Below are 25,015 nucleotides of genomic sequence, written 5' to 3' on the forward strand. Positions count from 1 at the left end.
ACGGTTTTAAAGGGTTACGGTGATGCATACCTAGTGTTTCAATGTTACAGCAGGTATCAACTCCATATAGAATACTATGCCTCAGCCATGACGCTCGCTGCGGACATGGCGTTACGATTCCCTTTTCCTCGACCATAGAGGGACCCAATGCATCATGATCTGGAATGGGCTGGCTGGTTCAGCGGTTTGCTGCTTGCCGCACTCGTGATCCTGCTGGCCGGTGTGTGGGCCTGGCTCTACCACCAACACGACTCGACAGCGCGGATGTCATTTCTACAGGGACTGATGAAGGCGCTGACGATTGCGATGGTACCGGTATGCCTCATCGCCATCCTCATCTCATCAAGCGGGGTGAGTGTGGTCTGGCTGTGCGCGCTGCTGTTCCCTCTTATCACGGCGATTCTGGCCTTTTCGCGTACTTCGCCCTTTCATGTACCGCAGGCCAATGCCATGCCCTATGGCGGGGTGGCCTTAATAGCGCTTTTCATCATGGCACTGCCGCTTTCGGCTCATCGGCTGGCGTACTACATCGTCGACCAGCATCATGCGGGAGAAGCGTGGCACCCCAACCCACGCCCTGACGGCTCAACGTGGCTGGTCAAAGAGTCGTGGTACGACCCTCGCCAGATACTCTTCATTGGTGCGCTGGACGTGCGCCGCATCGGGCGACCCGAAATGACCCTTGGCCGTGCGGAGATTGCATCCCCACGCTGTAGTGATGCGCCGTCTCTCACCGCAATGATGCTCGCGCCAACGTCTCCCCGAACATTCGGTGGGCTGACACCGCTGCCGATGCTGTCGGGCTGCCTCGGCCAGGATTGGATCGAAGTGCCCGCCACACGCCACGCCGTACTGGCCACTGTCGCGCTTCTGCTACAGGACAGTGCCACAATCACATGGGAAGGACTGATCGCTCACGGCGAAGACAATGAGCGAGCACGCGACTTCTTCGAAAACGGCAGCTATGCCATGCCTCGCTGACCGAGGCCTATCTTCATCGCCAGCAAGGTGCACAACCATAAAGCGGCAAACGATTGGCCCTCTCTTTCGCATCAACGTTTGCCGCTTACCTTAAGGTTTCGTTATTCGCCGTGCGTTGTTGCCGACTCTACGTGAAGAGCACCCGTTCACGTCCTCACCCAACGTAAGCGGCCGATATCCCGGCCTACCCGGTTATGATCATCAACAAATTCTCTGCTGAGCCTCTGGCAACGTTATAGAAATCGTTACCGTTCAATCTGCATTGGTAAAGGGAATGGGTAAGTTATGATGCGAAAGACACGTCAGAAATGAATAGCGCTTCTGGTGCGTTGAAAGAAGATTACGGTTCATGCATCAGTGCTTGAAAACACGGCAGGACTACAACAAAACCAAGGGTAAATGGCGATATGGATGTTCCCCTCACATTTGAAGCCGGCATGATACTTGCCGTCACTGTTGCCGTGTCCGTCTGGATAGATCTGTTCTTTCACCGGAAAGCCAAAGAAATCACGTTTAAAGACGCAGCGGTCTGGTCTTGTGTATGGATCACGCTGGCCCTGTCGTTCTACGCCTACCTGTTCCTGCGCCACAGCCCACAGCAGGCCAGCCTGTTTCTGTCGGGATACGTGTTGGAAAAAGCCCTCTCTATCGACAACATGATGGTCTTCGTCGCGATCTTCGCGAGCTTCAACATCAAGGGGATCTTGCAGCACCGCATTCTGTATTTCGGAATCATCGGCGCGCTGCTGTTTCGCGCCCTCTTCGTGGCTGTCGGTACGTGGATCTTCGGTATCTCTCACTGGGTGGAAGCGATCTTCGCCGCCATCGTGCTGTGGACAGGGGTCAAGATGTTCATGGGCAGCGAGGAAGGCGATGACACGGAGGACTATTCCAACCACTGGTCGGTTCGACTGGCCAACCGTATTATGCCGGTCACGCCGCGTTTGATGGGCCATCATTTTGTCGTCAGCCGCAAGCATGCGGAAGACGTGGCCCACAAGGAGGGCTTTTCGCTGCCGAAACGTGCGGTAATGTACGCTACGCCGATGCTGCTGTGCCTGATGTGCATCGAAATTTCCGACGTCATCTTCAGCTTCGATAGCGTGCCCGCCATCATCGCGGTCACCAAGGAGCCGTTTCTGGTCTATGCCTCGGTCATCTTCGCCATTCTAGGCCTGCGCAATCTCTAATTCATGCTGTCTGCTGCTGCGAAATACCTCGTACACTTAGAGAAAGCCGTTGCGCTGGTGCTGGTGTTCATCGCCGCAAAACTGGCGGGCAGTGCGTTCGGTTTGTTCACTATCAATCACCTCATCAGCCTTGCCGTTGTGCTAGGCCTAATTGCAGGTGGCGTGATCATCAGCCTGATATTCCCAAGCAAGAAGGAAAAAGAACGGTTGGTCTGAAGCCCATTAAGATGCTGCAAAGCAATCCTATGGCACTCTTTATTCCATGCTGCTTGTACGAAAACACATCATGACTGGCGTCAGCCTCGAAAAATCGGGCAGGGAGCCGTTCAGTGACATTGGACTAGGCATAAATGGGGCCGGTAAGCGTTCAGTAAACGCCACGGTCATCGGCTGGAGCGTCGTCCATCACACCGATATTGGCGAACGGCATCCGCTGATTAGCGGGCCTCACCACCATAACAAGCATACGGCCATAAAAAGCCTTCACTCCCAGGAAGGGGGCGAAGGCTTTCGTTTTAGCAGTGGATCTGCCAGCCGCTAACCCTGTGCGGCCTGTCGATGACGGAAGGTCAACCATGCCAGTGGCAGCTGCGCCAAGGCTACCAACCAGATGCCCGCCCACGGCGTCATATCCAGTCGGCCATGAGCCACCAGCAGACCGCCCAGTGCCTCACCCAGCGCAATGCCTAGATTGAAGGCGGAGATATTCAGCGCCGAAGCAAAGTCGATCGCACGCGGTGTCCAGCGCTCGGCCGTTTCCAGCATGCCCGCCTGAAAGCCCGGCGACATACCAAACGCCAGCAGACCCCAGATAAACAGCACAACCACCATTGCCACCTGATGCGACATGGCCATCGCCAGTGCCACCAGCACGATCAGAAGCCCTGCCAGCAAACGCGCCAGTGCCGTCGGCCAGCCCCACTGCGCCGCGAGACGACCACCCAGCAGGTTACCGACCAGCGTCGCCACGCCGAAGACGACCAGTAGTACGTTTGCCATACTGGTCGAAAATCGCGTGATATCCACCATGATCGAGGTGATAAAGGTGAAAGCGGCAAAGCTGGCACCAAAGCCAAGAATGGTAATGCCCATCATGGCCAGAATCGGCAGCTTCACCAGTGCTCCCAGTGCATCCTTAGGCTTGCTGACCGTGGTGACGGGCAGCTCAGGCACCCACAACGCGACGCTGATCAGCGCCAGAGCCGCCAGCAGCGCCACACCATAGAATGGCAGACGCCAGCCCAGCGAGTTGCCCACCAGACTACCCAGCGGTACACCGATGACCATGGCCAGTGTCAGGCCTGCAAACATCAATGCAATGGCGCGACTGGCCTGCCCCTTGGGAGCCAATCGTGCCGCAACGGTCGCGCCAATGGCAAAGAAACTGCCGTGTGCCACGGCAGTAATCAAGCGTCCCAGCAACAGTAAGCTGTAGCTGTTGGCCGCCGCAGATATCAGGTTGCCAGCAAGGAAGACCGCGACTAAACCGATCAGCAGCCGCTTACGAGGGCAACGGCCCAGCGCGAGCACCACAATGGGCGTGCCCACAGCGAGTGCAAAGGCGTACAGCCCGACCAGCCCGCCGACGCGCGCCAGTGGCAATCCGAAGTCATCAGCAATAGACGGCAACACCCCGACGACAATGAACTCCGCCACTCCGATGGCGAACGCCATAATCGCCAGTGCCCATACGCCGCGATGGATACGCGTTGACGTTGATGATGTCATACGCGCCCCGCTGCATACAGTGCGAGCGCCTGATCGTCCGGTACCGTAGCACCCGCAACGCCAACGGCACCGATCATACGGCCATCATCGCCATGAAGGACGATCCCACCGCCGAAACTGATCAGGCCGCCGTTAGTAGCTTCCAGCGTGTAGATCGCACCGCCGGGCTGTGCCATCTGACCCAGATCAAGGCTGTCAGTGCGGAACAGGGAGGCGGTACGGGCCTTCTTGATCGATGCGCCGGGAACGGCATCGTCCATTCTCAGGAAACCACGCAGCAGGCCGGAATCGTCGACCACCGCAATGCAGACGGCATAGCCCTGCTCGCGGGCGCGCGTCTGGGCGCGGGCAATGGTCTGCTGGATAAGCGTTTCGGTAAGCGAATGAGTCATAAGAGAGCCCCTGACGAAAAATGAAGGCTTTCATCATCGTCAGGAAGACAGGGCGAGTGAAGGCGCCACGCAACGATGCGGCTATTTTTTGACAATATCAAACACACAGGACATCGACTCTGCGGCCAGCCGCTTCAGCCGCTCTACGGGCAGCCGCTGTGCTGGCCCCGCGACACCTAGCGCCGCCACAACCCGCCCTTGCTGGCGCAGCGGCACCGCCATGCAGTGCAGCCCCGGCTCTGCCTCTTCAATATCCAGCGCATAGCCCTGTTCGACGATATCGGTTAACCGGGCTTCCAGTGCGGCAGGCATATCGCCTGCACGACGCAGGCTGCGCACCAGATCAGGGTCGTGGGCCAAAAACACACGTCCGATGGCAGAGGCCGTCAGCGACTGCCGACAGCCTCGCGGCACGGCAGCGCACAGCGCGCTCTGACAGCTCACCACGTCTACGCACAGATATTCACGCGTGCCGCAGGGCACCGCCAGATAGCAGGTTTCACCACTGCGCAGTGCCAGATCATGAAGCGCGGGGGAAAAACACTGGCGCAGCTCAGCATCGGCATCCATTAAGGGCTGGGCTAGGTCGCGCAACCGCAGGCCCAACGCATAGTCCGTACCGTGGCGCGCTACATAGCCCATCGACACCATCGTGTTGAGTAGGCCGTGTACCGTGCCCTTATCTAATGACGTGAGTTCGGCAAGAGTAGACAGGCGTGCTTCACCGCCGCTGGATGCCAGCGCTTCCAGCAAATTAAGCGCTCGCTCGACGGACTGGATACGCCGAGTGGTATTGACCATAAGGCCTCCTTCGTTATCTAGATACCTTGTGCCCGCAGCCACTTGCGCAACCGCGTGCGCGCATTGGCATAGGGCGACGAGGTGTTGAACTGAATCATCCGGCCTTTGGTGTAGGTGCGATACCAGTCACATCCATAGAGCGACGCATCGGTACCGGAAGCGACCAGTGCTACAATGCGTGCATTAACGTCGGCAAGCTGCTGAAGCAGCACAGGAAAAGAGAGATCAGCGCGATCGGCATAGAACGTCTGTGCCAGCCGCCCCAGTTCGTTCCAGCCAAACCCCGTTTCAGGAAAGTCGACCGGTTCACCACGCGCATCACGTTCACACCATTTCAGCACCAGTGCATTCCAGCCCACCAAATACGCCACCAAGTCGGCAACACTCATCAGCGTGCCTTTGGCATGACCTTCCATCGTCGCTTCACGCGCACGTTCCGGTGGCACGGTTGCCAGATCGGCCACGAGCTTTGCATAAGTCGTCTGGATAGCCTGCAACAGTTCCTGCTGTGTTTGGGGAACAGCCATGGCACTACCTCCCATAAACAAAAAGGCGGCTCGATACCGAGTCGCCTTTATCTTACCCGCCACAACGCTACATCACGACCGCCTGTCCTGCTGTACTACCCCCACATTTACCACACCCCCGGGCGAGGGAAAGCATGTCCAGCGCAAGGCGTTAACGGTGTGCCAGTGCCGCCTTCACCGCGTCCGCCAGCGATGTAGACGGATGGCCCAGCAGTTTCGACAGCCCGTGCTGATCGTCGAACAGGGCATTATCGTGCGCTACTTGAACGTCCCAGTGCGCGATCATGTCCGCTACCGGTTTAGGCAGTCCTGCCTGTTCGAGCACTGCGGCGTAATCGGCTTCCGGCAGATCGCGGTAAGGGATATCGCGGCCCGTCTGGCGCGACACTTCGGCGGCCAGATCACTCAGCGTCCACGATTCATCACCGGCCAGTTCCAGCGTTTTGTTGTCGAAACCATCATGCGTCAACACCTTCGCCGCGGCTTCGGCATAGTCTTTACGCATGGCCGATGAAATGCGTCCATTGCCGGCACTGCCCACTACCGCACCGTGCTCAAGCGCACTGCCTAGGCTGTCAGTGTAGTTTTCGGTATACCAACCATTGCGCAGAATCGTGTAGGAAAGCCCTGAGGTCCGCAGCACCGCCTCGGTATCGCGATGCTCTTCCGCTAGGTTCAGCACCGAACGATCGGCATGCAGTAGGCTGGTATAGACGATGCGCCGCACGCCTTGCGCTTTGGCAGCCGCAATAACGTTGCGATGCTGGGCAGCACGCTGGCCTATTTCATTCGACGAAATCAGCAGTAGCACGTCTACACCGGCCAGCGCGCGGGTAAGGGTATCTGGGCGGTCATAGTCCGCTTCACGCACGTCCACACCCAACGACGCCGCTTTTTCGGGCGAACGCACCAGTGCGACGATCTCCTGCTGTTTTCCCGCCTGCACGAGCCACTCGATTACGTGTCGGCCAAGCTGCCCTGTTGCACCTGTTATGGCAATCATCGTCGTACTCCTCTGTGTCTATCCGCATACCGCTACAAGATCGAAAGTCGTCACGACGGCCCGTAGTCGCCGTCTTGCATTCACTGTAGACTGACACTCTCTATCATGGAAGTACGCACCAAAAGGTTAGTATAAAATGACGATGACCCCAGACACATTGACCGATCGGCTGGAACGCGGCGACGTGATGGCCGCCCAGTGCCCATCGCGCGCGCTGCTGCGCCACGTCACTAGTCAGTGGGGCGTGCTGGTGCTGACCGTCCTGCGCCGGGGTACGTTGCGCTACAGTGAAATCAGGCACCGCATCGGCGGCATCAGCGAAAAGATGCTGGCCCAGACCCTACGCACACTCGAGAGCGATGGATTCGTCTCGCGTACCGTGCATCCTGTTGTGCCACCGCACGTGGACTATCGCCTGACCGCCGCCGGACAGGAAGTGGCCGGCCGCATAGCCGATCTGGTAGATTGGATTGAGGGCAATCTCGGCCTGCTGCTAAGCTCTGACACCGCGTCATTAGAGGGCTGAACACATTAAGAAAAAAAAGTCATAAGGAAATAATTGAAGTCTGCGTTCAATAGACCCATCTTCGTTATCAAGAAGTGCTAACGACGCATCGAAATACGCTTTCGCCGGGAGGCCCCATGAAACTCTATGTTTACGACCACTGCCCGTTCTGCATTAAAGCCCGCATGGTGTTCGGTCTGAAACAGGTCCCCGTCGAGCTGGAAACCGTGCTCAACGATGACGTCAAAACCCCCACGGCACTGGTCGGTAAGAAGATGGTGCCGATCCTTAAGAAAGACGACGGCACCGCGATGGGCGAAAGCATGGATATCGTGCGCTACATCGACGAACGCTACCCGATGCCGGATGGCGAAGAAGTGTCCTGCCTCGCGGGGCCAATGCGGCCCGAGATCGCCGAATGGACGAAGAGCGTCATGCCAATCCTCATGCGCCTAACGATGCCGCGCTGGGTGAAAGTACCGCTGAAGGAATTCGCGACCGAAAGCGCACGCAGCTACTTCCGTCACAATAAGGAGAAAATGATTGGCATCAGCTTCGATGAAGCGCTGGCCCAGACCGATAGCCTGCTGACCGAACTCCAGCCTCATTTAGATGCCCTCGTCCCGCTGATCGCTTCTCCTGAAGCTGTGAATGGCGCACTGTCCGAAGACGACTTCACCCTCTTCCCCGTACTGCGCCAACTGACCGTCGTGAAAGGCCTGACCTTCCCACCAGCCGTTAATGCCTACCTGCATCACATGGCAGCCCGCACGGATATCCCGCTACACACCAGCGTGGCGCTCTGATCTCACCATTTTCCAATCAGCATGCCCGTTGTCGCCTAACATGGGGCCAACGGGCAGCGACTCGCTTCTTTCCCGCAAGGATACTGTTTCAATGAAACTCTATGTCTATGAATACTGCCCGTTCTGCATCAAGGCGCGCATGATCTTTCCGCTCAAAGGGCTGTCGTTTGACATGGAAGTTCTGCTGGACGACGACATCCGTACCCCGACCCAACTGATCGGGCGCAAACTGTTGCCAATTCTCGAAAAAGACGATGGCAGCCGAATGGGCGAGAGCATGGATATCGTGCACTACGTCGATGCGCTACCGGACACTTCGGCCGTGATCACTGGCAAGCGTCGTCGCGAAATCGCTCAGTGGTGCAGTGCCATTGAGTACACGGTATATCAGCTGTCGATGTGCCGCTGGGGTGAAATGCCCGTCCACGAGTTCTCAACACCCAGTGCGAAGGCCTTCTACGTTCGTGGCAAGGAAGCTTGGGTGGGGCCGTTCAAGCCACTGCTGCGCCAAACGCCGGAACTGCTGGACGACGTACACCGCGCCCTCGCTCAACTCGAACCATTGATCGAAGCGGACGATGCCGTGAACGGTGAGCTATCGCTCGACGATTTCAGCGTCTTTCCGCTGTTGCATCAGCTGTCCGTCGTCAAGGGCGTTCAGTACCCGACACAAGTCGATACCTACCGCCGCCGCATGGCCGAGCGCTGCAATATCCCGCTCTATGACGAACATGCGATCTGATCGTCTGAAGCCCAGAAAGCAGAAAGGGAGGGCTAACGCCTTCCCTTTCTTTCATCCGTTCGTGATCTACGCGCGTTTAACGACTTAAGATGGCGATTTTCATCACCGCAATCAGTCCCAGTACGATCGGCACGATGATGTAGAACGCCTGTCGATGCCCGTGTACGGAATTGAACGCGCGCTGAACCTCAGCATTGGCAAGCGCATCGGCGCGATTGTCCTCACCCTTATTGCTGTTAGCCGCATAGGCCTCCATCACCGTCAGCAGTCGCTTCGTATAGCGCTTGCTCTGAGTGTCAATCAGGCTCCATTTGCGCAGCGTCGTATTGACCGTCAGGCGACTGGTCGTTTCCGTGACGGCCTCGATACTGCAGTTGAAGTTGAAGCCGTACGTCCACATGGACGGCGCACTCTTGGCCAGCAGCGTATGCTGCGCCGCATTCTCTGACGCGATAGTCGCATCAAGATCCAGCATCATATAGCGCAGCATCTTGTAGGCCTCTTCGACCCCAACCTGCATATCCAGAACACCGGTATAGCTCATCGTTTTTCCCCTCTGACATGAAAGCGCGCGTCTTCCACACGCACTGTTCCACACGCACTTTCCGCGTGAAAACCACTTATTATCTATAGGATTAACCTGCCCATCATCCCGAATTGCACAGTCTGCGTGTAGGGCAATATTGCCGCAGCTTCATATCGCTACGGATAAGAGTGCGCGCTTATTGACGCGTGCACGCCTTCAAAGCCACGGCCGTTCTGGAAGACCCAGCGTCTATGGCATACTGTGTCCTTGGCTCTTGAGGATTATGAACAACCATGGCACACACTCCTTCCACTGCATCCCTTGATCATGGGGCGCTGTTCATCGTGTCTGCGCCCTCCGGCGCCGGCAAGACCAGCCTAGTGAAAGCGCTGCTGGAGCGCGTCGACCGCATTGGTGTCTCCGTATCGCACACCACGCGCGCCATGCGCCCCGGCGAAGCAGACGGCGTGAACTATCATTTCGTTGACGACGCAGCGTTCGAAGCAATGATCGCTCGCGGCGAATTCTTCGAGCATGCCCGTGTATTCGACCGCTATTACGGTACGTCGCACCGCGCCGTCAGCGAAAAGCGCGATAACGGCGAAGACGTAATCCTTGAGATCGACTGGCAGGGCGCTCGCCAAACGCGTGCCGTTTGCCCCGATGCCATCTCCATCTTCATCCTGCCGCCGTCGCGCGAAGCGCTCGAAAGCCGCTTGCAGGGCCGCGGTCAGGACGACGACGAGATCATCGCGCGCCGCATGCGCGATGCCGTCAGCGAGATGTCTCACTACGATGAATTCGATTACGTTGTCATCAACGATGACTTCGACGAAGCCTTACGCGACTTCGAAAGCATCATCCGCGCAGAGCGCGTGCGCCGTGAACGTATCGGCAAAGCACAGGCCGCTCTGCTCGAAGCGCTTGTCACTTCTTGACATAGTCGAGTAGACTGAAAGACAAGCGAACAACTCACCTGTCGCGGCCTGATGTTTCATCGGATCGCGCGGGTGTTTCCTTTTTTCTGGTGGCGCACACCGCGTCACCACTAGGATCAGGTGATTCTCCATGGCACGTGTAACCGTCGAAGACTGCCTCGAAAACGTCGAAAACCGCTTCCAACTGGTCATGATCGCCAGCAAGCGCGCTCGTCAGCTGGCCCGCGGCTCCCGTACCCCCGACCTGCCTTGGGAAAACGACAAACCGACCGTCATGGCACTGCGTGAAATCGCTGCCGGTCAGGTCGATGTCAGCGTGCTCGAAGAACCGCTCGAAGCCATGCCGCAGCGTCGCATGCCTCAGACCGACAGCAACGTATAAGCGGCCATCGCTCATACCCTATGCCCGCAATCGTGAGCCACGCCCATGTTCACTATCGATGATCTGGCGGACCGCCTAGGCAGCTACCTGCCCGATGATGAAATCCGACAGGTCAAGCGGGCCTTCTACTTTGCCGAACAGGCACACGACGGTCAGCGTCGCCGCTCAGGCGAACCGTACGTTACCCACCCGCTGGCCGTTGCCAATATCTTGGCGAACATGCACATGGACCATCAAAGCCTGATGGCCGCCATGCTGCATGATGTTATCGAAGACACCCATGTGCCGCGCGATGCGCTGGCTAAACAGTTCGGCGAAGATGTCGCCAACTTGGTGGATGGTGTATCGAAACTGGCCAAGATTGCGTTCCAAGACAAGGCCGTTGCGCAGGCGGAAAACCTCCAGAAGATGGTGCTGGCAATGTCGCGTGACATTCGCGTCATCATCGTCAAGCTGGCCGACCGTCTACACAACATGCGCACGCTGGGATCGCTCCGCCCCGACAAGAAACGCCGTATCGCTCGCGAAACGCTGGAGCTGTATGCGCGCATCGCCAGCCGTCTGGGCATCAACACCATCCAGATTGAGCTTGAGGACCTGGCCTTTAAAGCCATCCATCCCATGCGCGCGGAACGCATCCAGCGCGCGGTGGCCGCAGCACGCGGTACGCGCCGCTCAATGATGCAGAATATCCAGCACCGCCTGCAGGAAGGGCTGGACGATGCGGGCTTACAGTCCAAGGTGCATGGGCGCCAGAAGCACCTGATGTCGATCTACCGCAAGATGCGCAGCAAGCAGCGTTCCTTCAACGAACTGATGGATGTATTCGGCTTCCGCATCATTGCGCAGAACATCGACGACTGCTATCGCATTCTCGGCATCGTGCACCGGCTCTACAAGCCGGTACCGGGCCGCTTCAAGGACTACATTGCCATTCCGAAGGCCAATGGCTATCAAAGCCTGCATACCACACTGTTCGGCCTTAACGGGTTCCCGATCGAGGTGCAGATCCGCACCCGCGATATGGACACCATGGCCAACAACGGGATTGCGGCGCACTGGCTCTATAAGGCAGGCCAAACCGACAGACCGCTGGGCGACGGCAGCCACGCACGCGCTCAGGAATGGGTCAAAAATCTGGTCGAAATTCAGCGCAATGCCGGCAGCTCGTTGGAGTTCATCGAACACGTCAAAAACGACCTGTTCCCTGACGATATTTATGTGTTCACACCTAAAGGACACATCATGGAGCTGCCGCACAACGCGACGGCCGTCGACTTCGCCTATGCTGTGCATACCGACATCGGCAACAGCTGCATCGCCTGCCGCATCAACCGTCACTTGGCCTCACTGTCAGCACCGCTGACCAGTGGGCAGACGGTTGAAATCATCACCGCTCCCGGTGCGACACCCAATATCAACTGGCTATCGTTCGTGGTAACTGCCAAGGCACGCGCATCGATCCGCCACTACCTGAAGCACCAAGAACGCAGTGATTCTGTCCAACTGGGGCGTCGTCTACTCAGCAAGGCGCTCAGCGCCTTCGGAACGCGGCTTGAAGAGCTGCCACCGGGCCGCATGGAAGCCTTCCTCCATGAGGAGCAGCTTGAGAACGTCGATGATCTGTTGCATGCCATTGGACTGGGCAACCGCATTTCCTATAGCACGGCACGGCGCTTGGTCGACGAGCAAATGACGCTCGACAACCCTACGCTGCCGCAGCAGGATGCACTTGAGATCAATCCGCACAACGTAGCGGTCCATTTCGCGCGCTGCTGCTATCCGCTGCCGGGCGACGAGGTGATCGGGCATATCAATGCGGGACGCGGGCTAGAAGTGCACCGCCGTGAATGTCAACAGGCACAGAAGTTCTACCGCCGCGAAGCTGATCAGTGCCTAGCGCTGGTATGGCCCAACACGCTGGACGAGGATTTTCCCTCGGCACTGCGACTGGATGTGGCAACACGCCGCGGTCTGCTGGCCGAGCTGACGGAGCGCATCGACTCTAGCGATGCCGACGTCGAGCAGATCCGCATTCAGGAACACGATGCCCGCCTGTCGGTGGTCACACTGACGCTGGCGGTACGCGACCGCGTCCATCTAGCACGCGTCATCAAGCGATTGCGCGGTGTTCCGGGGCTAGAGCGCATCACACGCGTCATCAACACCCCTGCGGCTCCCAGTACGCCAGTGTAAGTTAGCACTCAAGAATCTAGCGGCTGGCGACGATGAAGGGAGTAGGATATGGTTTCAGTTCACTTCCGACAGTAGGCGCCAGTGCATTTGCTCTGGCGTTATTCATTTCCTTCTGTCATTGCAGAACCTCTTGAGGAGTACAACAAGATGAGCAACCGTGCTGCCATTCACACTGACAAAGCCCCTGCAGCGATCGGTCCTTACTCACAGGCCATCAAGGCAGGCAACACCATCTACCTGTCCGGTCAGATTCCGCTCGACCCGGCAACCATGACGCTGGTCGACGGCGGCATCGAAGCCCAGGCACGTCGTGTTTTCGAAAACATGGCGGCTGTCTGCAAAGCCGCAGGCGGTTCCTTGGGCGATATGGTCAAGCTCAACCTTTACCTGACCGATCTCGCCAACTTCGAAGCCGTTAATGAAGCGATGAAGGAATTCTTCGACGCACCGTATCCGGCACGTGCGGCCATCGGCATCAGCCAGCTTCCGAAAGGCAGCCTGCTCGAAGCCGAAGGCATCATGGTACTGGGCGACTGAGACCGTCGTCCTAGCGGCGGCCGTCAACATGCAAGCCCGTGGGGATGCCTGGGCTTGCATGCCCGCGGCTAGCCGCGCGCTTTAAGGATCTGCCGGTACCCATCACGATAGGTGGGATACAGGAAGCGATACCCTTGGCGCACCAGCCGAGCACTGCTACACCGCTTGCTTGAGCGCCGACGCAGCGGCGACTGGATATAGTCGTGCGGCTCGACCTTCAGCTCCTGCGCCAGCCACGTCATGACATCGTGCAGCGGGGCCGGTTCAAGGTCCGATGCCAAATAGCAGTCATCCAGCGTATCGTTTTCGATAACGCGCTCGATCAGCCAGGCCAGTACGTTAACCGCATCATCACGGTGAATGCGGTTGGAATACAGCATGGGGACCTGCGGCGCGATGCGCCCCTCTCCGACCTGCCTGATCAATCTTTCACGGCCATGGCCGTAAATGCCAGACAGCCGTACCACGGTTCCCGGAAGCGGACTCGCCAGCAGTCGGCGCTCAGCTTCAAGCATCAATCGTCCCGAAAACCCTTTGGGCTCCGTTGCGCTCTCTTCATCGACCTCTTCACCCTGATTCTGGTCATATACGGATGTCGATGACACGAAGAAGACATGACGCGGCGGACGCTTCTGCTGCTCTGCCAGCGTCAAAACGGCATCCAGCCCCTCGGGGTAGGCCGTCTTATAGGCCGATTCCTCGAAACGCTCGGCGCTGACGGCATAGACTAGAATATCGGCATCGGGTAACGCCTCCGGCGGTTGTGTCACATCGAAGGCCAGCGGTGTGATACCGCTAGGTAGCCGTTCAGGATGACGCCGCGCACCGATCACGCGATGGCCTGCCGCGAGCAGGCGCTCGCCGAGTGCGCTGCCGATATCACCACAACCGAGTATGAGCGTTGTAGAATTCACCGTTGTACCTCTCCTTGGTAGGCGTGATGCAAGGCCCTGAAAGCATGTGCAATGTGCCGGCATCCTGCCGAAAGGCACGCTGCCACATGCCGGGATTCATGTCAGGACCAAGGGTACCGGGCGAGACTCTCGCCCCGCAGATGGGTTTGAATCATGACTTTGACAGAACTGCGCTACATCGTGACGTTGTCCCAAGAACGCCATTTCGGCCGTGCAGCCGAACGCTGCTTCGTCTCGCAGCCGACGCTTTCGGTCGCGGTCAAAAAACTTGAAGAAGAACTGGGCGTCGCCCTGTTCGAGCGCAGCAAGTCCACGGTGCAGGTCACCCCAATGGGGGAGCGGATCGTGGCACAGGCGCACCGCGTCCTCGAACAAGCCAACGTCATCAAAGAACTGGCGCATAAGGGGCGAGATCAACTCTCCAGCCCGCTGCGCATCGGCGCCATCTATACCGTCGGTCCATACCTCTTTCCGCATCTGGTGCCTGCACTCAACGAGCTAGCGCCACAGATGCCACTCTACATCGAAGAGAACACGACCGGGCTGCTGCGTCGCAAGCTGCGCGCGGGTGAGTTGGACGTCATCATCGTGGCGCTGCCGTTCACCGAACCGGACGTGCTCACCAAACCGCTGTTCGAAGAACCGTTCGAAGTGCTGCTGCCCGCGGGGCACCCGTGGCTGGAACGCGAATCCATCGACCGCGAGATGCTAAGCGAGGAGCGCGTGCTGTTGCTGGGTGAAGGGCACTGCTTCCGCGATCAGATTCTGGATGCTTGCCCAGCGCTTGCCCACCAGATCAATCATCCTGACAAGGCACTGGTGGCAGAAGGCGGATCGCTGGAAACCATTCGCCACATGGTGGCATCAGGTCTCGGCATTACCGTACTGCCGAAGATGGCCACTGGCGTGCACGAATACGATTCTGGCATGCTGGCAACGCGTCCGTTCAGTAACCCTGCACCGGGGCGCTCGATTGCCGTGGCGTGGCGTACTAGCTTCCCGCGTCCAAAAGCCATCGACGTGTTGACCAATGCCATCGGGCACTGCCAGCCACTGGGAGAGGCTCCGGGAAGCAGCAACCTCGAACTGCCCGAACACCGGCGCTAAGCTTCTTCATTCGCTGTCCCTACGTTAAGGATAGCAGCCACAACGCGATAAGGAATGAACCATGCGCACGCTTGATGCCGATATCACGACGCTTTCCGGTGTAGGCGATGCGCTGGCTGCCAAGCTGGAACGCTTGGGCATTCAGCGCGTGATGGATCTGCTGTTCCATTTACCGCTGCGCTATCAGGACCGCACCCGCGTGGTACCCATCGCATCGCTGCGCGCAGGGCAGGAAGCGGTCATCGAGGGTGAAGTCACCGCTGCGGATATCGTACAGGGCCGTCGCCGCAGTCTGTTGGTACGGCTGCGTGACGGCAGCGGTGTCGTTTCGCTGCGCTTCTTCCATTTCGCGATGGCGCAGGTGCAGCAGTTCACGCGCGGCACGCGAGTAAGGCTGTTCGGTGAGGCACGGACGGGCAGCACGGGTATCGAGATGTATCATCCCGAATACCAGCTGCTGGACAGCGTGCACGATGCTCCGGCCCCCGATGATGCGCTCACACCGATCTACCCCACCACAGAAGGGCTGACCCAGCCGCGTCTGCGCGCGCTGGTCAAACAGGCACTGTCGATGCTCGACGACACCCCTGAAGCCCTTCCCGAACTGGTGCCGGCCGCTCTGCGTCAGCGCTTCTCGCTGATGGATATCCACACCGCGCTGCGCACACTGCATCGCCCCCCCCCTAACGTCACACAGGATGATCTGCTAACCGGCGCACATCCGGCTCAGCGGCGTCTAATCATCGAAGAACTGCTAGCGCACCAGCTCAGCCTGCGTCAGGTGCGTCTCGACATTCAACAGGATCAGGCCCCTGCACTCGCTGACGGACACACGCTGCAGGCACGCTTTCTAGCCCAACTTCCTTTCTCACTCACGTCCGCTCAGCAGCGGGTGCTGGCTGAAATCGGCCGCGATATCGAACGCACCACCCCCATGCTGCGCCTCGTACAGGGTGACGTCGGCTCAGGAAAAACGGTCGTGGCCGCTATGGCCGCGCTACAGGCAGCCGCAAACGGCTGTCAGGCGGCGATCATGGCTCCCACCGAGATACTGGCCGAGCAGCACTTCCGCAGTTTCTCGCAGTGGTTTGAACCGCTGGGCATCAAGGTGGCTTGGCTGTCCGGCAAGCTAAAGGGCAAGGCACGCCTCGACAGCAAGGCAAAGATCGAAAGTGGCGAAGCACAGGTGATCGTCGGTACCCATGCACTGTTCCAACCAGACGTTACGTTTCATCGCTTGGGGCTAGCGATTATCGACGAACAGCACCGCTTCGGCGTGCACCAGCGGCTATCGCTGCGCGAAAAGGGCGAAGTCGCAGGCATCACTCCGCATCAGCTGATCATGACGGCTACCCCCATTCCACGCACGCTGGCCATGAGCGCCTATGCCGACCTTGATGTCTCGGTGATTGACGAGCTGCCACCGGGCCGAACGCCAATCGCCACCGTGGCGGTATCAGACAGCCGCCGCCATGAGGTTATCCAGCGCATCGAACGCGCCTGCGAAGCGGGCCGCCAAGCGTACTGGGTCTGCACATTGATCGAAGAATCCGATGCGCTCGCCTGCCAAGCCGCCGAAGCCACACGCGACATGCTGAAGGAAGCGCTGCCTGCATTCGAGATCGGCCTCGTGCACGGCCGGATGAAGGCCACAGAAAAGGCCGATGTGATGGCCGCTTTCAAGGCCGGTGATATCGACCTGCTGGTCGCGACGACCGTGATTGAGGTCGGCGTCGACGTGCCCAATGCCAGTCTGATGATCATTGAGAACGCCGAACGGCTGGGGCTGGCGCAGCTCCACCAGCTGCGTGGGCGCGTCGGACGCGGTCAGATCGACAGCTATTGCGTGCTGCTCTATCACCCGCCGCTGTCTGACACCTCTCGCGAGCGTCTTGGCGTGATGCGTGATACCAACGACGGTTTCCGTATCGCTGAAAAGGATCTGGAAATCCGCGGACCGGGCGAAGTGCTGGGGACACGCCAGACAGGCCTGATGAGCCTGCGTATTGCCGATCTGGGACGCGATCGAGCGCTGCTTGATCAAGTGCACGCACTTGCCGACACGGTCATGGCACAAGCACCTGAAACCGCGCCGGCACTGATCGAGCGCTGGCTGGGCAACGACCGTAACCGCTACGGACAAGTATAGCCTCGCCCGCCCGCCATCCCTCGCACGGCGGTTCGACATGCCTATGGGCAGATGACAGGCAGCCGTGCAGCCTTCACGTTAGAGCCTTATAGTTCTTCATCATCATGCTCAATCACCACCGTCTGCACATGACCCACAGGAAGTGACATCTCATGGCACGATGGCGCATAGTGAGCATTACATCAGTAACGCCATCACTTATTTTCGATGGGATGCGTTCCATGGATCAGACTCAGCGAGTACATTTTGGTATCCGTGGCATGTCCTGTGCCGCTTGTGCCGAGCGTCTCCAGCGCGTGCTTAACCGGCTCGAAGGCGTCACCGCCAGCGTTAGCTTTGCCAGCGAAAAGGCCACCCTCGACGTCGCACCGAGCGCCCCCGCCCTGCAGGCTGTCATCGACGCCATCCGCAGTGCAGGCTTCGATGTCGCCGATCAACATCTGACCCTCTCCCTTGAAGGAATGAGCTGCGTGGCCTGCGCCGCCCGCATCGAAAAGGTGCTGAACAAACAGCCCGGAGTCGACGCCACCGTCAACTTTGCCGCAGCACGCGCACATATCACCTATACCCCCGGCCTAGAAACGCCCGACACGCTGATCCAGCGCATCGAAAAGATCGGCTTCGGTGCACAGACCGTCACACAACGCGATCATGATGCCGAGCAGGCTGAAAGCGCTCGCGTCTGGCGTATACAGCGCAATCACTTCATCGTAGCCGCCCTGTTCACCCTGCCACTGATGATCGAGATGATCGGCATGCTGATCGGTCGCATGCACCTGCTGCCCGGCGTCCTGCAGTGGCTACTGGCAACTCCAGTGCAGTTCTGGTGCGGCCGCCATTTCTACCTCCGTGCGTGGCGCGCGCTGCGTGGCGGAGCGGCCAACATGGATGTACTGGTGGCACTGGGCACCAGCGTAGCCTACGGGTTCAGCGTCTATACCCTGCTAACGCACCCTCACGGACATCTGTACTTCGAGGCCAGCGCCGCCATCATCACGCTGGTACTGCTCGGCAAACTGCTAGAAGCCCGCGCTAGGTCGAAGACAGGCGAAGCCATTGCCTCACTGCTGGCACTCCAGCCTCAGATTGCACACGTCGACGTTGACGGCGAATGGCAGGACCGCGATGTTGCAACACTGCGAGAAGGTGATGTCTTTCTCGTGAAGCCCGGGGAAAGCGTTCCCGTCGATGGCATCGTGCTCAGTGGCCGCTCCGAAGTGAACGAAAGCATGCTGACAGGCGAAAGCCTGCCCGTCGCCAAGCACACGGATGCCCGCTTGTATGCGGCCACCCAGAACTACAGTGGTGCACTACGTGCTCAGGCCACGGGAGTTGGGGCTGACACGGCACTGGCCCGCATCATTCTCCTGGTGGAAGATGCCCAAGGCTCCAAGGCCAGCGTCCAGCACCTCACCGACAGAATCTCAGCTATCTTCGTGCCTGCGGTCGTTGCCATCGCCTTACTGACCTTCATCATCAACATGCTCGTTACTGGTCAGCTTGATACCAGCCTGATACGCGCCGTGGCCGTACTGGTCATCGCCTGCCCGTGTGCGCTGGGACTGGCCACACCGACTGCCATCATGGTCGGCACCGGGCAAGGAGCACGAACAGGCATCCTGTTCCGCAACGCCAATGCGCTCGAAAAGGCTCACCAGCTACAGGAGTTGGTGATGGACAAGACCGGCACATTAACCGAAGGCCATTTATCCGTTGCGGCCGTACGCCCGGCTGGCAACCGAACACACGATGACGTGATCGCCCTAGCGGCGGGGCTGGAGCAGCACTCGGAACACCCCTTGGCACAGGCGATCATTGCCTACGCGCAGAATCAGGCCATCCCCCCGGCGGCCGTCACTGATTTTGCCGCCGAGATAGGGCGCGGCGTAACGGGCCGCTCGTACAGCACCGAAATACTGCTGGGAGCCCCCCGTTTTCTGGATGAACAAGGCGTCGCATTCAATAGAGAAGAAGCCGAATCACTTGAAAAAGAAGGCTATACGGTAATCGGACTGGCCCAAGATAAGCAGTCGCTGGGACTCATCGGACTGAAGGATCGCCTGCGCAGCGATGCCGTGCCCGCACTGCGGGCGCTGCATGAACAAGGCATACGCGTTGTCATGCTGACAGGAGATAACGCCGGCACGGCCGCCCGTGTAGCGGAACAGATCGGCCTGCGCCACTACGTGGCCGAAATACTGCCCGCCCAGAAAGCCGAATACATTGCCCAACGACAGGCCGAAGGCCGCTGTGTCGGCATGGTCGGTGACGGCATCAACGATGCTCCCGCGCTGGCAACAGCAGACGTCGGTATCGCCATTGGCGGAGGCTCCAATGCGGCGCTCGAAACGGCCGATGTCGTACTGATGCAAGACAGCCTCGTTCACATCGCCGATGCCATCGACCTCTCGCGCGCCACACTCGCCAAGGTCAAACAGAACCTGTTCTTTGCCTTTTTCTACAATGGATTGGGAATACCGCTGGCGGCCATCGGACTGCTGAACCCTATCGTGGCCGGCACGGCCATGGCGCTAAGTTCGGTGTCTGTACTGACGAATTCACTGCTGCTGCGCCGCTGGACATCGCCCAGCTCACAGCGCAGATCGGTTTGATCTACGTCTTGGAGGGACATGAAATGACGACGACAACACTAAACGTATCGGGAATGGTGTGCGGCGGGTGTGCCAGCAAAGTCACACAAGCGCTGGAGGCCGTGGAAGGCGTGACACGTGTAGAGGTTGCACTGGAAGCGGGCCACGTCGAGATCGACCACGCCGACGGCATCACTTTGGCACAGCTGAAAGACACCGTCAAAGCGCTGGGCTTCGACGTAGAGGACTGACGGAATGGCCCTGTAGAGGGCCATCTCGTGGGTCATGCCACGCAGACTACTTCGGCATTGAACCAACCAACTGTGGATAACATAAAGGAAACGGCGCTGTCCCGCGCTCTAGACCTCGGGCTTCACCGAGCCTCGACTCACCCACTACTCCTGTTCTTCAAGCCACTCGTCGATATTGAGCGGCACATAGTTGACGGCCGGGCAGCTGACGTTGAGGAACTGCTCGCCGAATTCGATCTTGCCATGCAAGTGGCCGTGAATGTTGCGCCAACCGTTTTCCATATTGCAGATGTTGACGTGAAGCGGTGCGTGCGTCAGCGTGCAGTGGTGATAGCTGGTCATACCGAACAGCTCTCGCACACCGCAGTTCAGCAGCTCCTGCGCGCTAGGACGAGAGGAGTGACTGTTAGGCATGCTGTCGTGGTTACCCAGAACGATATAGACACGACCAACACTGTCACAGATCTTCTTCAGCATGGGCAATCGAGACTTGATTTCCACCACATCCCCGATGATGTACAGGCTGTCGCGCTTGCCACAGGTCGCCAGAATATTACTGAGGATCGTATTGTCGTGAACATCGACATTGGCGAACTGCTTGCGTTCCGTCGCGACCAGCTCTTCATCTCCGAGATGGGTATCTGCAATGGCGAAAACGGGCATGGTGATTGCACTCCTTGCTAATAATAATTACAGAACAGGGATATATCCAACGCAGACTACGCTAACATGCCCGCCCAATAGTTATCATTAGTATATAATTGTAGCCCTACCACCCCACACTCATAATTAAACAGCAATAAAAGGCATAAGCAATCAACACACCGCAACACGGTTCATTGCTCTATTAACTGTCATCATAAGTTACTTATACAGGCCTATCACACTATAAATATAAGCAAACTAAAAATTAAGTCCTGCTGTTCTTTAGCCCCCCCGGCACGCCCCACACCTTACTCTCCAACGTTCAACATCTGCTACGGATACTGGATCTTTACGCATAATACCCGCAGAAATTCTGCAATATGGCGCATCATTGCCATCCTACATCCCAGAAAAAACACCTGATAAAAGATAAAAACAGACGACACCGTCTCGTTATAAACGATAAGCCATAATTAAGAAATTATATAAGGTAGCTAAACAGCAAGGCGATTATTTTTAATTCAAAATAAAACCATACAAAGCGATGCTTTTTATTTCACCATTAGAGATGATGCAATATAAAAAACACCTTTCTTGAATATAAAATACCCCTTATCCACTACCCTATTGTTTAAAACAGCTATTAATCTAAAAATGACGATAGACGTTATATCAAGCCGTGCGGATAGATAAGGACATCAGGATTAGCGATAACCCCCAGACGTAAGAAAGCGCAGCACGTACACCGGATCATGAAAGCGTTGCACAGTCATCGACGCACCTTACACCTTCGCTCAATACACGCACGGTCTGCACAGCAGCCGGGCACTCTGGCAGCGAGCGCATGCCGCCAGAGAAGACTGCATCGTTCGAAGAAGAAAGCGGGTGTGGATAAAAGAAGCGTTACCTCACGCCAGTGTGGGGGACTGGAACCGACCATTGGCCAGTACAGGCAATGCGGCCCTGACGTTCTCCAACCGTTCTCGCGATAGCTCTGCCAGCACCAGCGCAGGCGTTTCAGCCGCACGAGCGATCACTATGCCCAGCGGGTCAGCAACCATGCTGCATCCGATATTGCGCGGACCGCATTCGCTGACGGCCGCCACATAACAGGTCGTATCCAATGCTCGCGCCGAAATCAGCGTTTCCCAATGCCGTTCCTTGTGAGCCCCTTTGACCCATGCCGCGGGCACGACAATCAGTTCGGCCCCACGCAGCGCCAGTGACTTCGCCACTTCAGGAAAACGCAGGTCATAACAGGTCATCACACCTACACTCATATCACCGACCGTCACGACGGGCGGAAGCGCGTCACCCGCATCAACATGGGTCGACTCTTTCATAGTAAAGGCGTCATACAGATGAAGCTTGTGGTAGCGGGCAACGATCTTACCTTTTTGTAGAACCACCAGTACGTTAGCAACGCGTCCGTCATGCGTTGGCACATGCAGCGTCAGCACTGTGGCGACCGACTGGGATGCCGATATAGCAAGCAACTGACGCAGAAAAGGGCCGTCCAGAGGCTGGGCCTCTCGTATCACGCAGGAAGGGTCGCCGATGTCGGTCGCCAGTACGGCTTCCGGTAGTACCAATAGCGAAGCGCCCTGCTGCTCGGCTTGCGCCATCAGTTGGGCACACTGCTCGGCGTTGTGCTGCCAGCGTGGCGAGACGGGAAACTGCCCAAGAGCAATGATCATAATTGTTTCCTTTTGTACGGATCATGACGCTATTTGCAGTTACATGTCATGAATTCCTTGCCCAATACGTCAGGAGGGGTATCCTCGCACTGTCCTGTCAAAATGCTCATCTCGACCTTGGTATACGCCACTATTGTCTTGCTTGACGCGACCTCAGGATAAATCGAGCATCACTAATGATAGGAAAATGTTCGATACAGGCCCCGTCATGTCATGGCCCATGGCATCGTCCCTCGAAAACGCTGCCATGCGCCCATGAGCATGCCTTCACTGTACACGCTACCGTTCGTTACGGGAGAGCTCTCATGAGCATCAATGCAGAACACACTGCCATACCTCAAGGAACAGAGAAACCACACATTCCCCTGCTTGTCTGGCTCAGCTGCATCACAGCTGCCGCAGGCGGGTTACTGTTTGGTTTGCATGCCGGCATCATGACCGGGGCGATCAAATTCATTCACGAAGAGTTTCACCCTACCACGGTACAGGAAGGCTGGGTCATCGGTGCGATGCTGGCGGGTGCCACGATCGGGACATTGAGCGCCAGTACAATCTCCAACGCACTGGGCCGCAAACGCCCTATTCTGCTTGGCGGTCTGCTGTTCTTCATCGGCGCTTTGCTGGCCTGCATGGCTAACAGCATCGAGATGCTCATCGTCGCACGTGTGCTGCTTGGCCTCGCTATCGGTATCGTGTCCTTCGTTGTACCGCTCTACCTGTCTGAAGTGGCTCCTCAGCATATCCGCGGGACGGTCATCGCCTGCTTCCAGCTGATGATCACCATCGGGATTCTGGTCGCTTACCTTATCAACTTAGCCTTCAGCAGCGCGGGCAACTGGGCTGCCATGCTGGGCGTTACTATGATTCCGGCTGCCCTGATGGTCATCGGTGTGCTGTTCTTGGCGGAAAGTCCGCGCTGGATGGCTTCTCGCGGTGCCATGGACGCTGCCGAAGCCACACTGAAACGCCTGACCGGTTCCGATGCTGCGGCCGCACGCGAAATGAGCGGCATCCGTACTGCACTTGAACGCCAGTCCGGACCGAAAGTAAAAGGCGGTGCTTTCTTCCTGCGTAACGGCAACTTCCGCCGTTCGGTACTGCTGGGTATCCTGATTCAGGCCATGCAGCAGTTCGCCGGGATCAACATCGTTATCTACTACGCGCCGAAGATCTTCGAAATGGCGAACTTCCACGGCACAACTGCACAGCTGTGGAGCACCGTTGCCGTAGGTGTCGTCAACCTGCTGGCCACCATCGTCGCTGTTGCCTTCGCTGACCGCTGGGGCCGCAAACCGATTCTGTACGCCGGTTTTGCCATCATGGCTATCAGCATGGCCGTACTGGGCGCCATTTTGTACGTCACCGCCTTCAACTTCGCACTGCAGATCATCGCCGTACTGGCCGTGCTGGTCTTCATTGTTGGGTTCGCCATGTCGATCGGGCCGCTGGCTTGGGCACTGTGTGCTGAAATCCAGCCGACACAGGGCCGCGACTTCGGTCTGGGTTGCTCCACCATCGCCAACTGGATTTCCAACATGGTGATTGCGGCCTACTTCTTGGTCGTACTGGATGCCTTGGGTGGTCCGCTCACCTTCGCGCTGCTGGCCGCTGCCAACGCCGTATTCTTCGTCCTGACCTTCCTGCTCATCCCCGAAACCAAAGGGGTTCAGCTTGAAGAGATCGAAGGCAATCTGATGAAAGGCATGCCGCTGCGCCGCCTCGGCCGCTAAGCGCCACGTCCGTTATACCGATGCCCCTGGACCGATTACCGTCCGGGGGCTTTTCTTTGCAATGACCTGCTGCTCTCACCCCACCGTCATACATCCTTTGCGGCATCCCGCTACGGCCATGATCCTGAACTATACTGCCAAGGCCTTAACGATCAGCATGTTGGCGAAAAGCTCAGAATGACGGGGCCTGCGCCTACCTATACCTTGGTGTTAGCCCTTCATTATTTTCTTGACGGTAATGCTCTGACACTCTGATAGTGGTACCAGTACCGAGGCGGTTTGTCGCATAAGGTACTGTCCTTCGAGGCACGATGAGTCAAGCGGCTCGGCCGGCAAGGTCTGCACGACGGTCACGATGAGCGTCCAGCGGCGGCCCTGACGGCGTACATGGAAAGGGGCTCCCCTGTCGCCTTGCCATGCACTCGGTGCCTCACCCTACAGCGCCCGCGGGCAGGAAGCCCTCCCAGCGCGCTCCGAAGTGGCCCATATCAAGGAAGGTATGGGCCGCTTCTTCGTTTACCAGCCGAAACATCGCCCCCCCGCTGCACCATTTTGAACATCCCACAGCATTACTCCTTAAAGAAACACCCTTCATCCTACTGATATAAAAGCACATATCGAACAGACACCGCATATGGCACAGGGTTTGCACTACCTTTCTGGCAACATCTGGTCGC

General features: G+C 57.9%; 25 protein-coding genes. 15 read left to right on the forward strand and 10 right to left on the reverse strand.

The features are described 5' to 3' along the window. Positions 1–147: 147 nt before the first annotated feature. The 3 genes from ZBT109_RS13260 (at position 148) to ZBT109_RS13985 (ending at position 2,387) form a co-directional block, all read left to right on the forward strand. Positions 148–981: a hypothetical protein gene (locus tag ZBT109_RS13260; protein ID WP_027704321.1), complete on the forward strand. Its 834-nt coding sequence runs from the start codon at positions 148–150 to the stop codon at positions 979–981. A 407-nt stretch (positions 982–1,388) separates the two neighbouring features. Next, positions 1,389–2,171: a TerC/Alx family metal homeostasis membrane protein gene (locus tag ZBT109_RS13265; protein WP_197714353.1), complete on the forward strand. Its 783-nt coding sequence runs from the start codon at positions 1,389–1,391 to the stop codon at positions 2,169–2,171. A gap of 3 nt (positions 2,172–2,174) precedes the next feature. Continuing rightward, positions 2,175–2,387, forward strand: coding sequence for a hypothetical protein (locus ZBT109_RS13985; RefSeq protein ID WP_197714354.1), 213 nt, complete (start codon positions 2,175–2,177; stop codon positions 2,385–2,387). Positions 2,388–2,708: 321 nt separating this feature from the next. Here the strand turns inward: ZBT109_RS13985 and ZBT109_RS13270 are convergent, their stop codons facing one another. The 5 genes from ZBT109_RS13270 to ZBT109_RS13290 all read right to left on the reverse strand — a co-directional run bounded on the left by ZBT109_RS13270 (position 2,709) and on the right by ZBT109_RS13290 (position 6,622). Next, the gene (locus tag ZBT109_RS13270; RefSeq protein WP_038277515.1) at positions 2,709–3,899 is read right to left on the reverse strand and encodes an MFS transporter; all 1,191 of its coding nucleotides are present in this window, start codon (positions 3,897–3,899) and stop codon (positions 2,709–2,711) included. Beyond that, the gene (locus ZBT109_RS13275; protein ID WP_027704323.1) at positions 3,896–4,291 is read right to left on the reverse strand and encodes a GlcG/HbpS family heme-binding protein; all 396 of its coding nucleotides are present in this window, start codon (positions 4,289–4,291) and stop codon (positions 3,896–3,898) included. Before ZBT109_RS13275 ends, ZBT109_RS13270 begins: the two co-directional genes overlap by 4 nt. An 81-nt stretch (positions 4,292–4,372) precedes the next feature. Then, complete coding sequence (locus ZBT109_RS13280) at positions 4,373–5,092, reverse strand: IclR family transcriptional regulator (protein ID WP_027704324.1); 720 nt, start codon at positions 5,090–5,092, stop codon at positions 4,373–4,375. A 17-nt stretch (positions 5,093–5,109) separates the two neighbouring features. Beyond that, the gene (locus ZBT109_RS13285) at positions 5,110–5,619 is read right to left on the reverse strand and encodes a ClbS/DfsB family four-helix bundle protein (protein ID WP_027704325.1); all 510 of its coding nucleotides are present in this window, start codon (positions 5,617–5,619) and stop codon (positions 5,110–5,112) included. A gap of 151 nt (positions 5,620–5,770) precedes the next feature. Further along, positions 5,771–6,622: an SDR family oxidoreductase gene (locus tag ZBT109_RS13290; protein WP_027704326.1), complete on the reverse strand. Its 852-nt coding sequence runs from the start codon at positions 6,620–6,622 to the stop codon at positions 5,771–5,773. 136 nt (positions 6,623–6,758) lie between these two features. Between ZBT109_RS13290 and ZBT109_RS13295 the strand changes: the two genes are divergently transcribed. The 3 genes from ZBT109_RS13295 (at position 6,759) to grxB (ZBT109_RS13305) (ending at position 8,675) form a co-directional block, all read left to right on the forward strand. Further along, positions 6,759–7,148, forward strand: a complete 390-nt coding sequence (locus tag ZBT109_RS13295) for a winged helix-turn-helix transcriptional regulator (protein ID WP_027704327.1) — start codon at positions 6,759–6,761, stop codon at positions 7,146–7,148. A 116-nt stretch (positions 7,149–7,264) separates the two neighbouring features. Beyond that, positions 7,265–7,933 (forward strand): glutaredoxin 2, encoded by a 669-nt coding sequence (gene grxB / locus ZBT109_RS13300; RefSeq protein ID WP_027704328.1) that lies wholly within the window; start codon positions 7,265–7,267, stop codon positions 7,931–7,933. 91 nt (positions 7,934–8,024) lie between these two features. After that, on the forward strand, positions 8,025–8,675 hold the full coding sequence (gene grxB / locus ZBT109_RS13305) for a glutaredoxin 2 (RefSeq protein WP_027704329.1): 651 nt from the start codon (positions 8,025–8,027) through the stop codon (positions 8,673–8,675). Between the two features lie 76 nt (positions 8,676–8,751). Here the strand turns inward: grxB (ZBT109_RS13305) and ZBT109_RS13310 are convergent, their stop codons facing one another. Then, positions 8,752–9,219, reverse strand: a complete 468-nt coding sequence (locus ZBT109_RS13310; RefSeq protein WP_027704330.1) for a hypothetical protein — start codon at positions 9,217–9,219, stop codon at positions 8,752–8,754. Positions 9,220–9,494: 275 nt separating this feature from the next. Between ZBT109_RS13310 and gmk the strand changes: the two genes are divergently transcribed. The 4 genes from gmk (at position 9,495) to ZBT109_RS13330 (ending at position 13,254) form a co-directional block, all read left to right on the forward strand. After that, positions 9,495–10,139 (forward strand): guanylate kinase, encoded by a 645-nt coding sequence (gene gmk / locus ZBT109_RS13315; protein WP_051523616.1) that lies wholly within the window; start codon positions 9,495–9,497, stop codon positions 10,137–10,139. Positions 10,140–10,269: 130 nt separating this feature from the next. After that, a complete protein-coding gene (rpoZ, locus tag ZBT109_RS13320; protein WP_027704332.1) occupies positions 10,270–10,521 on the forward strand; it encodes a DNA-directed RNA polymerase subunit omega in 252 nt (83 codons plus the stop codon). Positions 10,522–10,566: 45 nt separating this feature from the next. Next, positions 10,567–12,717 carry a RelA/SpoT family protein gene (locus tag ZBT109_RS13325; RefSeq protein ID WP_027704333.1) on the forward strand — a complete coding sequence of 717 codons (2,151 nt, stop codon included), beginning with the start codon at positions 10,567–10,569 and terminating at the stop codon, positions 12,715–12,717. A gap of 147 nt (positions 12,718–12,864) precedes the next feature. Next, positions 12,865–13,254 carry a RidA family protein gene (locus ZBT109_RS13330; RefSeq protein WP_027704334.1) on the forward strand — a complete coding sequence of 130 codons (390 nt, stop codon included), beginning with the start codon at positions 12,865–12,867 and terminating at the stop codon, positions 13,252–13,254. Between the two features lie 68 nt (positions 13,255–13,322). On the opposite strand, the gene ZBT109_RS13335 is transcribed toward ZBT109_RS13330, so the two are convergent. After that, the gene (locus ZBT109_RS13335; protein ID WP_027704335.1) at positions 13,323–14,168 is read right to left on the reverse strand and encodes an SDR family oxidoreductase; all 846 of its coding nucleotides are present in this window, start codon (positions 14,166–14,168) and stop codon (positions 13,323–13,325) included. A gap of 153 nt (positions 14,169–14,321) precedes the next feature. On the opposite strand from ZBT109_RS13335, the gene ZBT109_RS13340 reads away from it, so the two are divergent. From ZBT109_RS13340 to ZBT109_RS13355, 4 genes are all read left to right on the forward strand, one after another. Then, positions 14,322–15,275, forward strand: coding sequence for a hydrogen peroxide-inducible genes activator (locus ZBT109_RS13340; RefSeq protein ID WP_027704336.1), 954 nt, complete (start codon positions 14,322–14,324; stop codon positions 15,273–15,275). A gap of 61 nt (positions 15,276–15,336) precedes the next feature. After that, positions 15,337–17,424: an ATP-dependent DNA helicase RecG gene (recG, locus tag ZBT109_RS13345; RefSeq protein ID WP_027704337.1), complete on the forward strand. Its 2,088-nt coding sequence runs from the start codon at positions 15,337–15,339 to the stop codon at positions 17,422–17,424. A 221-nt stretch (positions 17,425–17,645) separates the two neighbouring features. Beyond that, on the forward strand, positions 17,646–20,036 hold the full coding sequence (locus ZBT109_RS13350; protein WP_169733981.1) for a heavy metal translocating P-type ATPase: 2,391 nt from the start codon (positions 17,646–17,648) through the stop codon (positions 20,034–20,036). A gap of 23 nt (positions 20,037–20,059) precedes the next feature. After that, complete coding sequence (locus tag ZBT109_RS13355; protein WP_027704338.1) at positions 20,060–20,266, forward strand: heavy-metal-associated domain-containing protein; 207 nt, start codon at positions 20,060–20,062, stop codon at positions 20,264–20,266. Positions 20,267–20,410: 144 nt separating this feature from the next. Here the strand turns inward: ZBT109_RS13355 and ZBT109_RS13360 are convergent, their stop codons facing one another. Beyond that, positions 20,411–20,929, reverse strand: coding sequence for a metallophosphoesterase (locus ZBT109_RS13360; protein ID WP_027704339.1), 519 nt, complete (start codon positions 20,927–20,929; stop codon positions 20,411–20,413). Positions 20,930–21,819: 890 nt separating this feature from the next. Beyond that, positions 21,820–22,608, reverse strand: a complete 789-nt coding sequence (locus ZBT109_RS13365) for a deaminated glutathione amidase (RefSeq protein ID WP_027704340.1) — start codon at positions 22,606–22,608, stop codon at positions 21,820–21,822. Positions 22,609–22,913: 305 nt separating this feature from the next. Here ZBT109_RS13365 and ZBT109_RS13370 point away from each other — a divergent pair, with 305 nt between their 5' ends. After that, positions 22,914–24,338 carry a sugar porter family MFS transporter gene (locus ZBT109_RS13370; protein ID WP_084261689.1) on the forward strand — a complete coding sequence of 475 codons (1,425 nt, stop codon included), beginning with the start codon at positions 22,914–22,916 and terminating at the stop codon, positions 24,336–24,338. 430 nt (positions 24,339–24,768) lie between these two features. Here ZBT109_RS13370 and ZBT109_RS14145 read toward each other — a convergent pair whose 3' ends face one another. Next, positions 24,769–24,903: a hypothetical protein gene (locus tag ZBT109_RS14145; protein ID WP_267878422.1), complete on the reverse strand. Its 135-nt coding sequence runs from the start codon at positions 24,901–24,903 to the stop codon at positions 24,769–24,771. Positions 24,904–25,015: the final 112 nt, after the last annotated feature.

This window comes from Zymobacter palmae (assembly GCF_003610015.1).
Lineage (GTDB): Bacteria > Pseudomonadota > Gammaproteobacteria > Pseudomonadales > Halomonadaceae > Zymobacter > Zymobacter palmae.

What these genes read in the sequence shown, in the direction of transcription:
- ZBT109_RS13260 (WP_027704321.1), top strand. Translation starts at nt 148, where the DNA reads ATGCATCATGATCTGGAATGGGCTGGCTGGTTCAGCGGTTTGCTGCTT.
- ZBT109_RS13265 (WP_197714353.1), top strand. Translation starts at nt 1,389, where the DNA reads ATGGATGTTCCCCTCACATTTGAAGCCGGCATGATACTTGCCGTCACT.
- ZBT109_RS13985 (WP_197714354.1), top strand. Translation starts at nt 2,175, where the DNA reads ATGCTGTCTGCTGCTGCGAAATACCTCGTACACTTAGAGAAAGCCGTT.
- ZBT109_RS13270 (WP_038277515.1), bottom strand. Translation starts at nt 3,899, where the DNA reads ATGACATCATCAACGTCAACGCGTATCCATCGCGGCGTATGGGCACTG.
- ZBT109_RS13275 (WP_027704323.1), bottom strand. Translation starts at nt 4,291, where the DNA reads ATGACTCATTCGCTTACCGAAACGCTTATCCAGCAGACCATTGCCCGC.
- ZBT109_RS13280 (WP_027704324.1), bottom strand. Translation starts at nt 5,092, where the DNA reads ATGGTCAATACCACTCGGCGTATCCAGTCCGTCGAGCGAGCGCTTAAT.
- ZBT109_RS13285 (WP_027704325.1), bottom strand. Translation starts at nt 5,619, where the DNA reads ATGGCTGTTCCCCAAACACAGCAGGAACTGTTGCAGGCTATCCAGACG.
- ZBT109_RS13290 (WP_027704326.1), bottom strand. Translation starts at nt 6,622, where the DNA reads ATGATTGCCATAACAGGTGCAACAGGGCAGCTTGGCCGACACGTAATC.
- ZBT109_RS13295 (WP_027704327.1), top strand. Translation starts at nt 6,759, where the DNA reads ATGACGATGACCCCAGACACATTGACCGATCGGCTGGAACGCGGCGAC.
- grxB (WP_027704328.1), top strand. Translation starts at nt 7,265, where the DNA reads ATGAAACTCTATGTTTACGACCACTGCCCGTTCTGCATTAAAGCCCGC.
- grxB (WP_027704329.1), top strand. Translation starts at nt 8,025, where the DNA reads ATGAAACTCTATGTCTATGAATACTGCCCGTTCTGCATCAAGGCGCGC.
- ZBT109_RS13310 (WP_027704330.1), bottom strand. Translation starts at nt 9,219, where the DNA reads ATGAGCTATACCGGTGTTCTGGATATGCAGGTTGGGGTCGAAGAGGCC.
- gmk (WP_051523616.1), top strand. Translation starts at nt 9,495, where the DNA reads ATGGCACACACTCCTTCCACTGCATCCCTTGATCATGGGGCGCTGTTC.
- rpoZ (WP_027704332.1), top strand. Translation starts at nt 10,270, where the DNA reads ATGGCACGTGTAACCGTCGAAGACTGCCTCGAAAACGTCGAAAACCGC.
- ZBT109_RS13325 (WP_027704333.1), top strand. Translation starts at nt 10,567, where the DNA reads ATGTTCACTATCGATGATCTGGCGGACCGCCTAGGCAGCTACCTGCCC.
- ZBT109_RS13330 (WP_027704334.1), top strand. Translation starts at nt 12,865, where the DNA reads ATGAGCAACCGTGCTGCCATTCACACTGACAAAGCCCCTGCAGCGATC.
- ZBT109_RS13340 (WP_027704336.1), top strand. Translation starts at nt 14,322, where the DNA reads ATGACTTTGACAGAACTGCGCTACATCGTGACGTTGTCCCAAGAACGC.
- recG (WP_027704337.1), top strand. Translation starts at nt 15,337, where the DNA reads ATGCGCACGCTTGATGCCGATATCACGACGCTTTCCGGTGTAGGCGAT.
- ZBT109_RS13350 (WP_169733981.1), top strand. Translation starts at nt 17,646, where the DNA reads ATGGATCAGACTCAGCGAGTACATTTTGGTATCCGTGGCATGTCCTGT.
- ZBT109_RS13355 (WP_027704338.1), top strand. Translation starts at nt 20,060, where the DNA reads ATGACGACGACAACACTAAACGTATCGGGAATGGTGTGCGGCGGGTGT.
- ZBT109_RS13360 (WP_027704339.1), bottom strand. Translation starts at nt 20,929, where the DNA reads ATGCCCGTTTTCGCCATTGCAGATACCCATCTCGGAGATGAAGAGCTG.
- ZBT109_RS13365 (WP_027704340.1), bottom strand. Translation starts at nt 22,608, where the DNA reads ATGATCATTGCTCTTGGGCAGTTTCCCGTCTCGCCACGCTGGCAGCAC.
- ZBT109_RS13370 (WP_084261689.1), top strand. Translation starts at nt 22,914, where the DNA reads ATGAGCATCAATGCAGAACACACTGCCATACCTCAAGGAACAGAGAAA.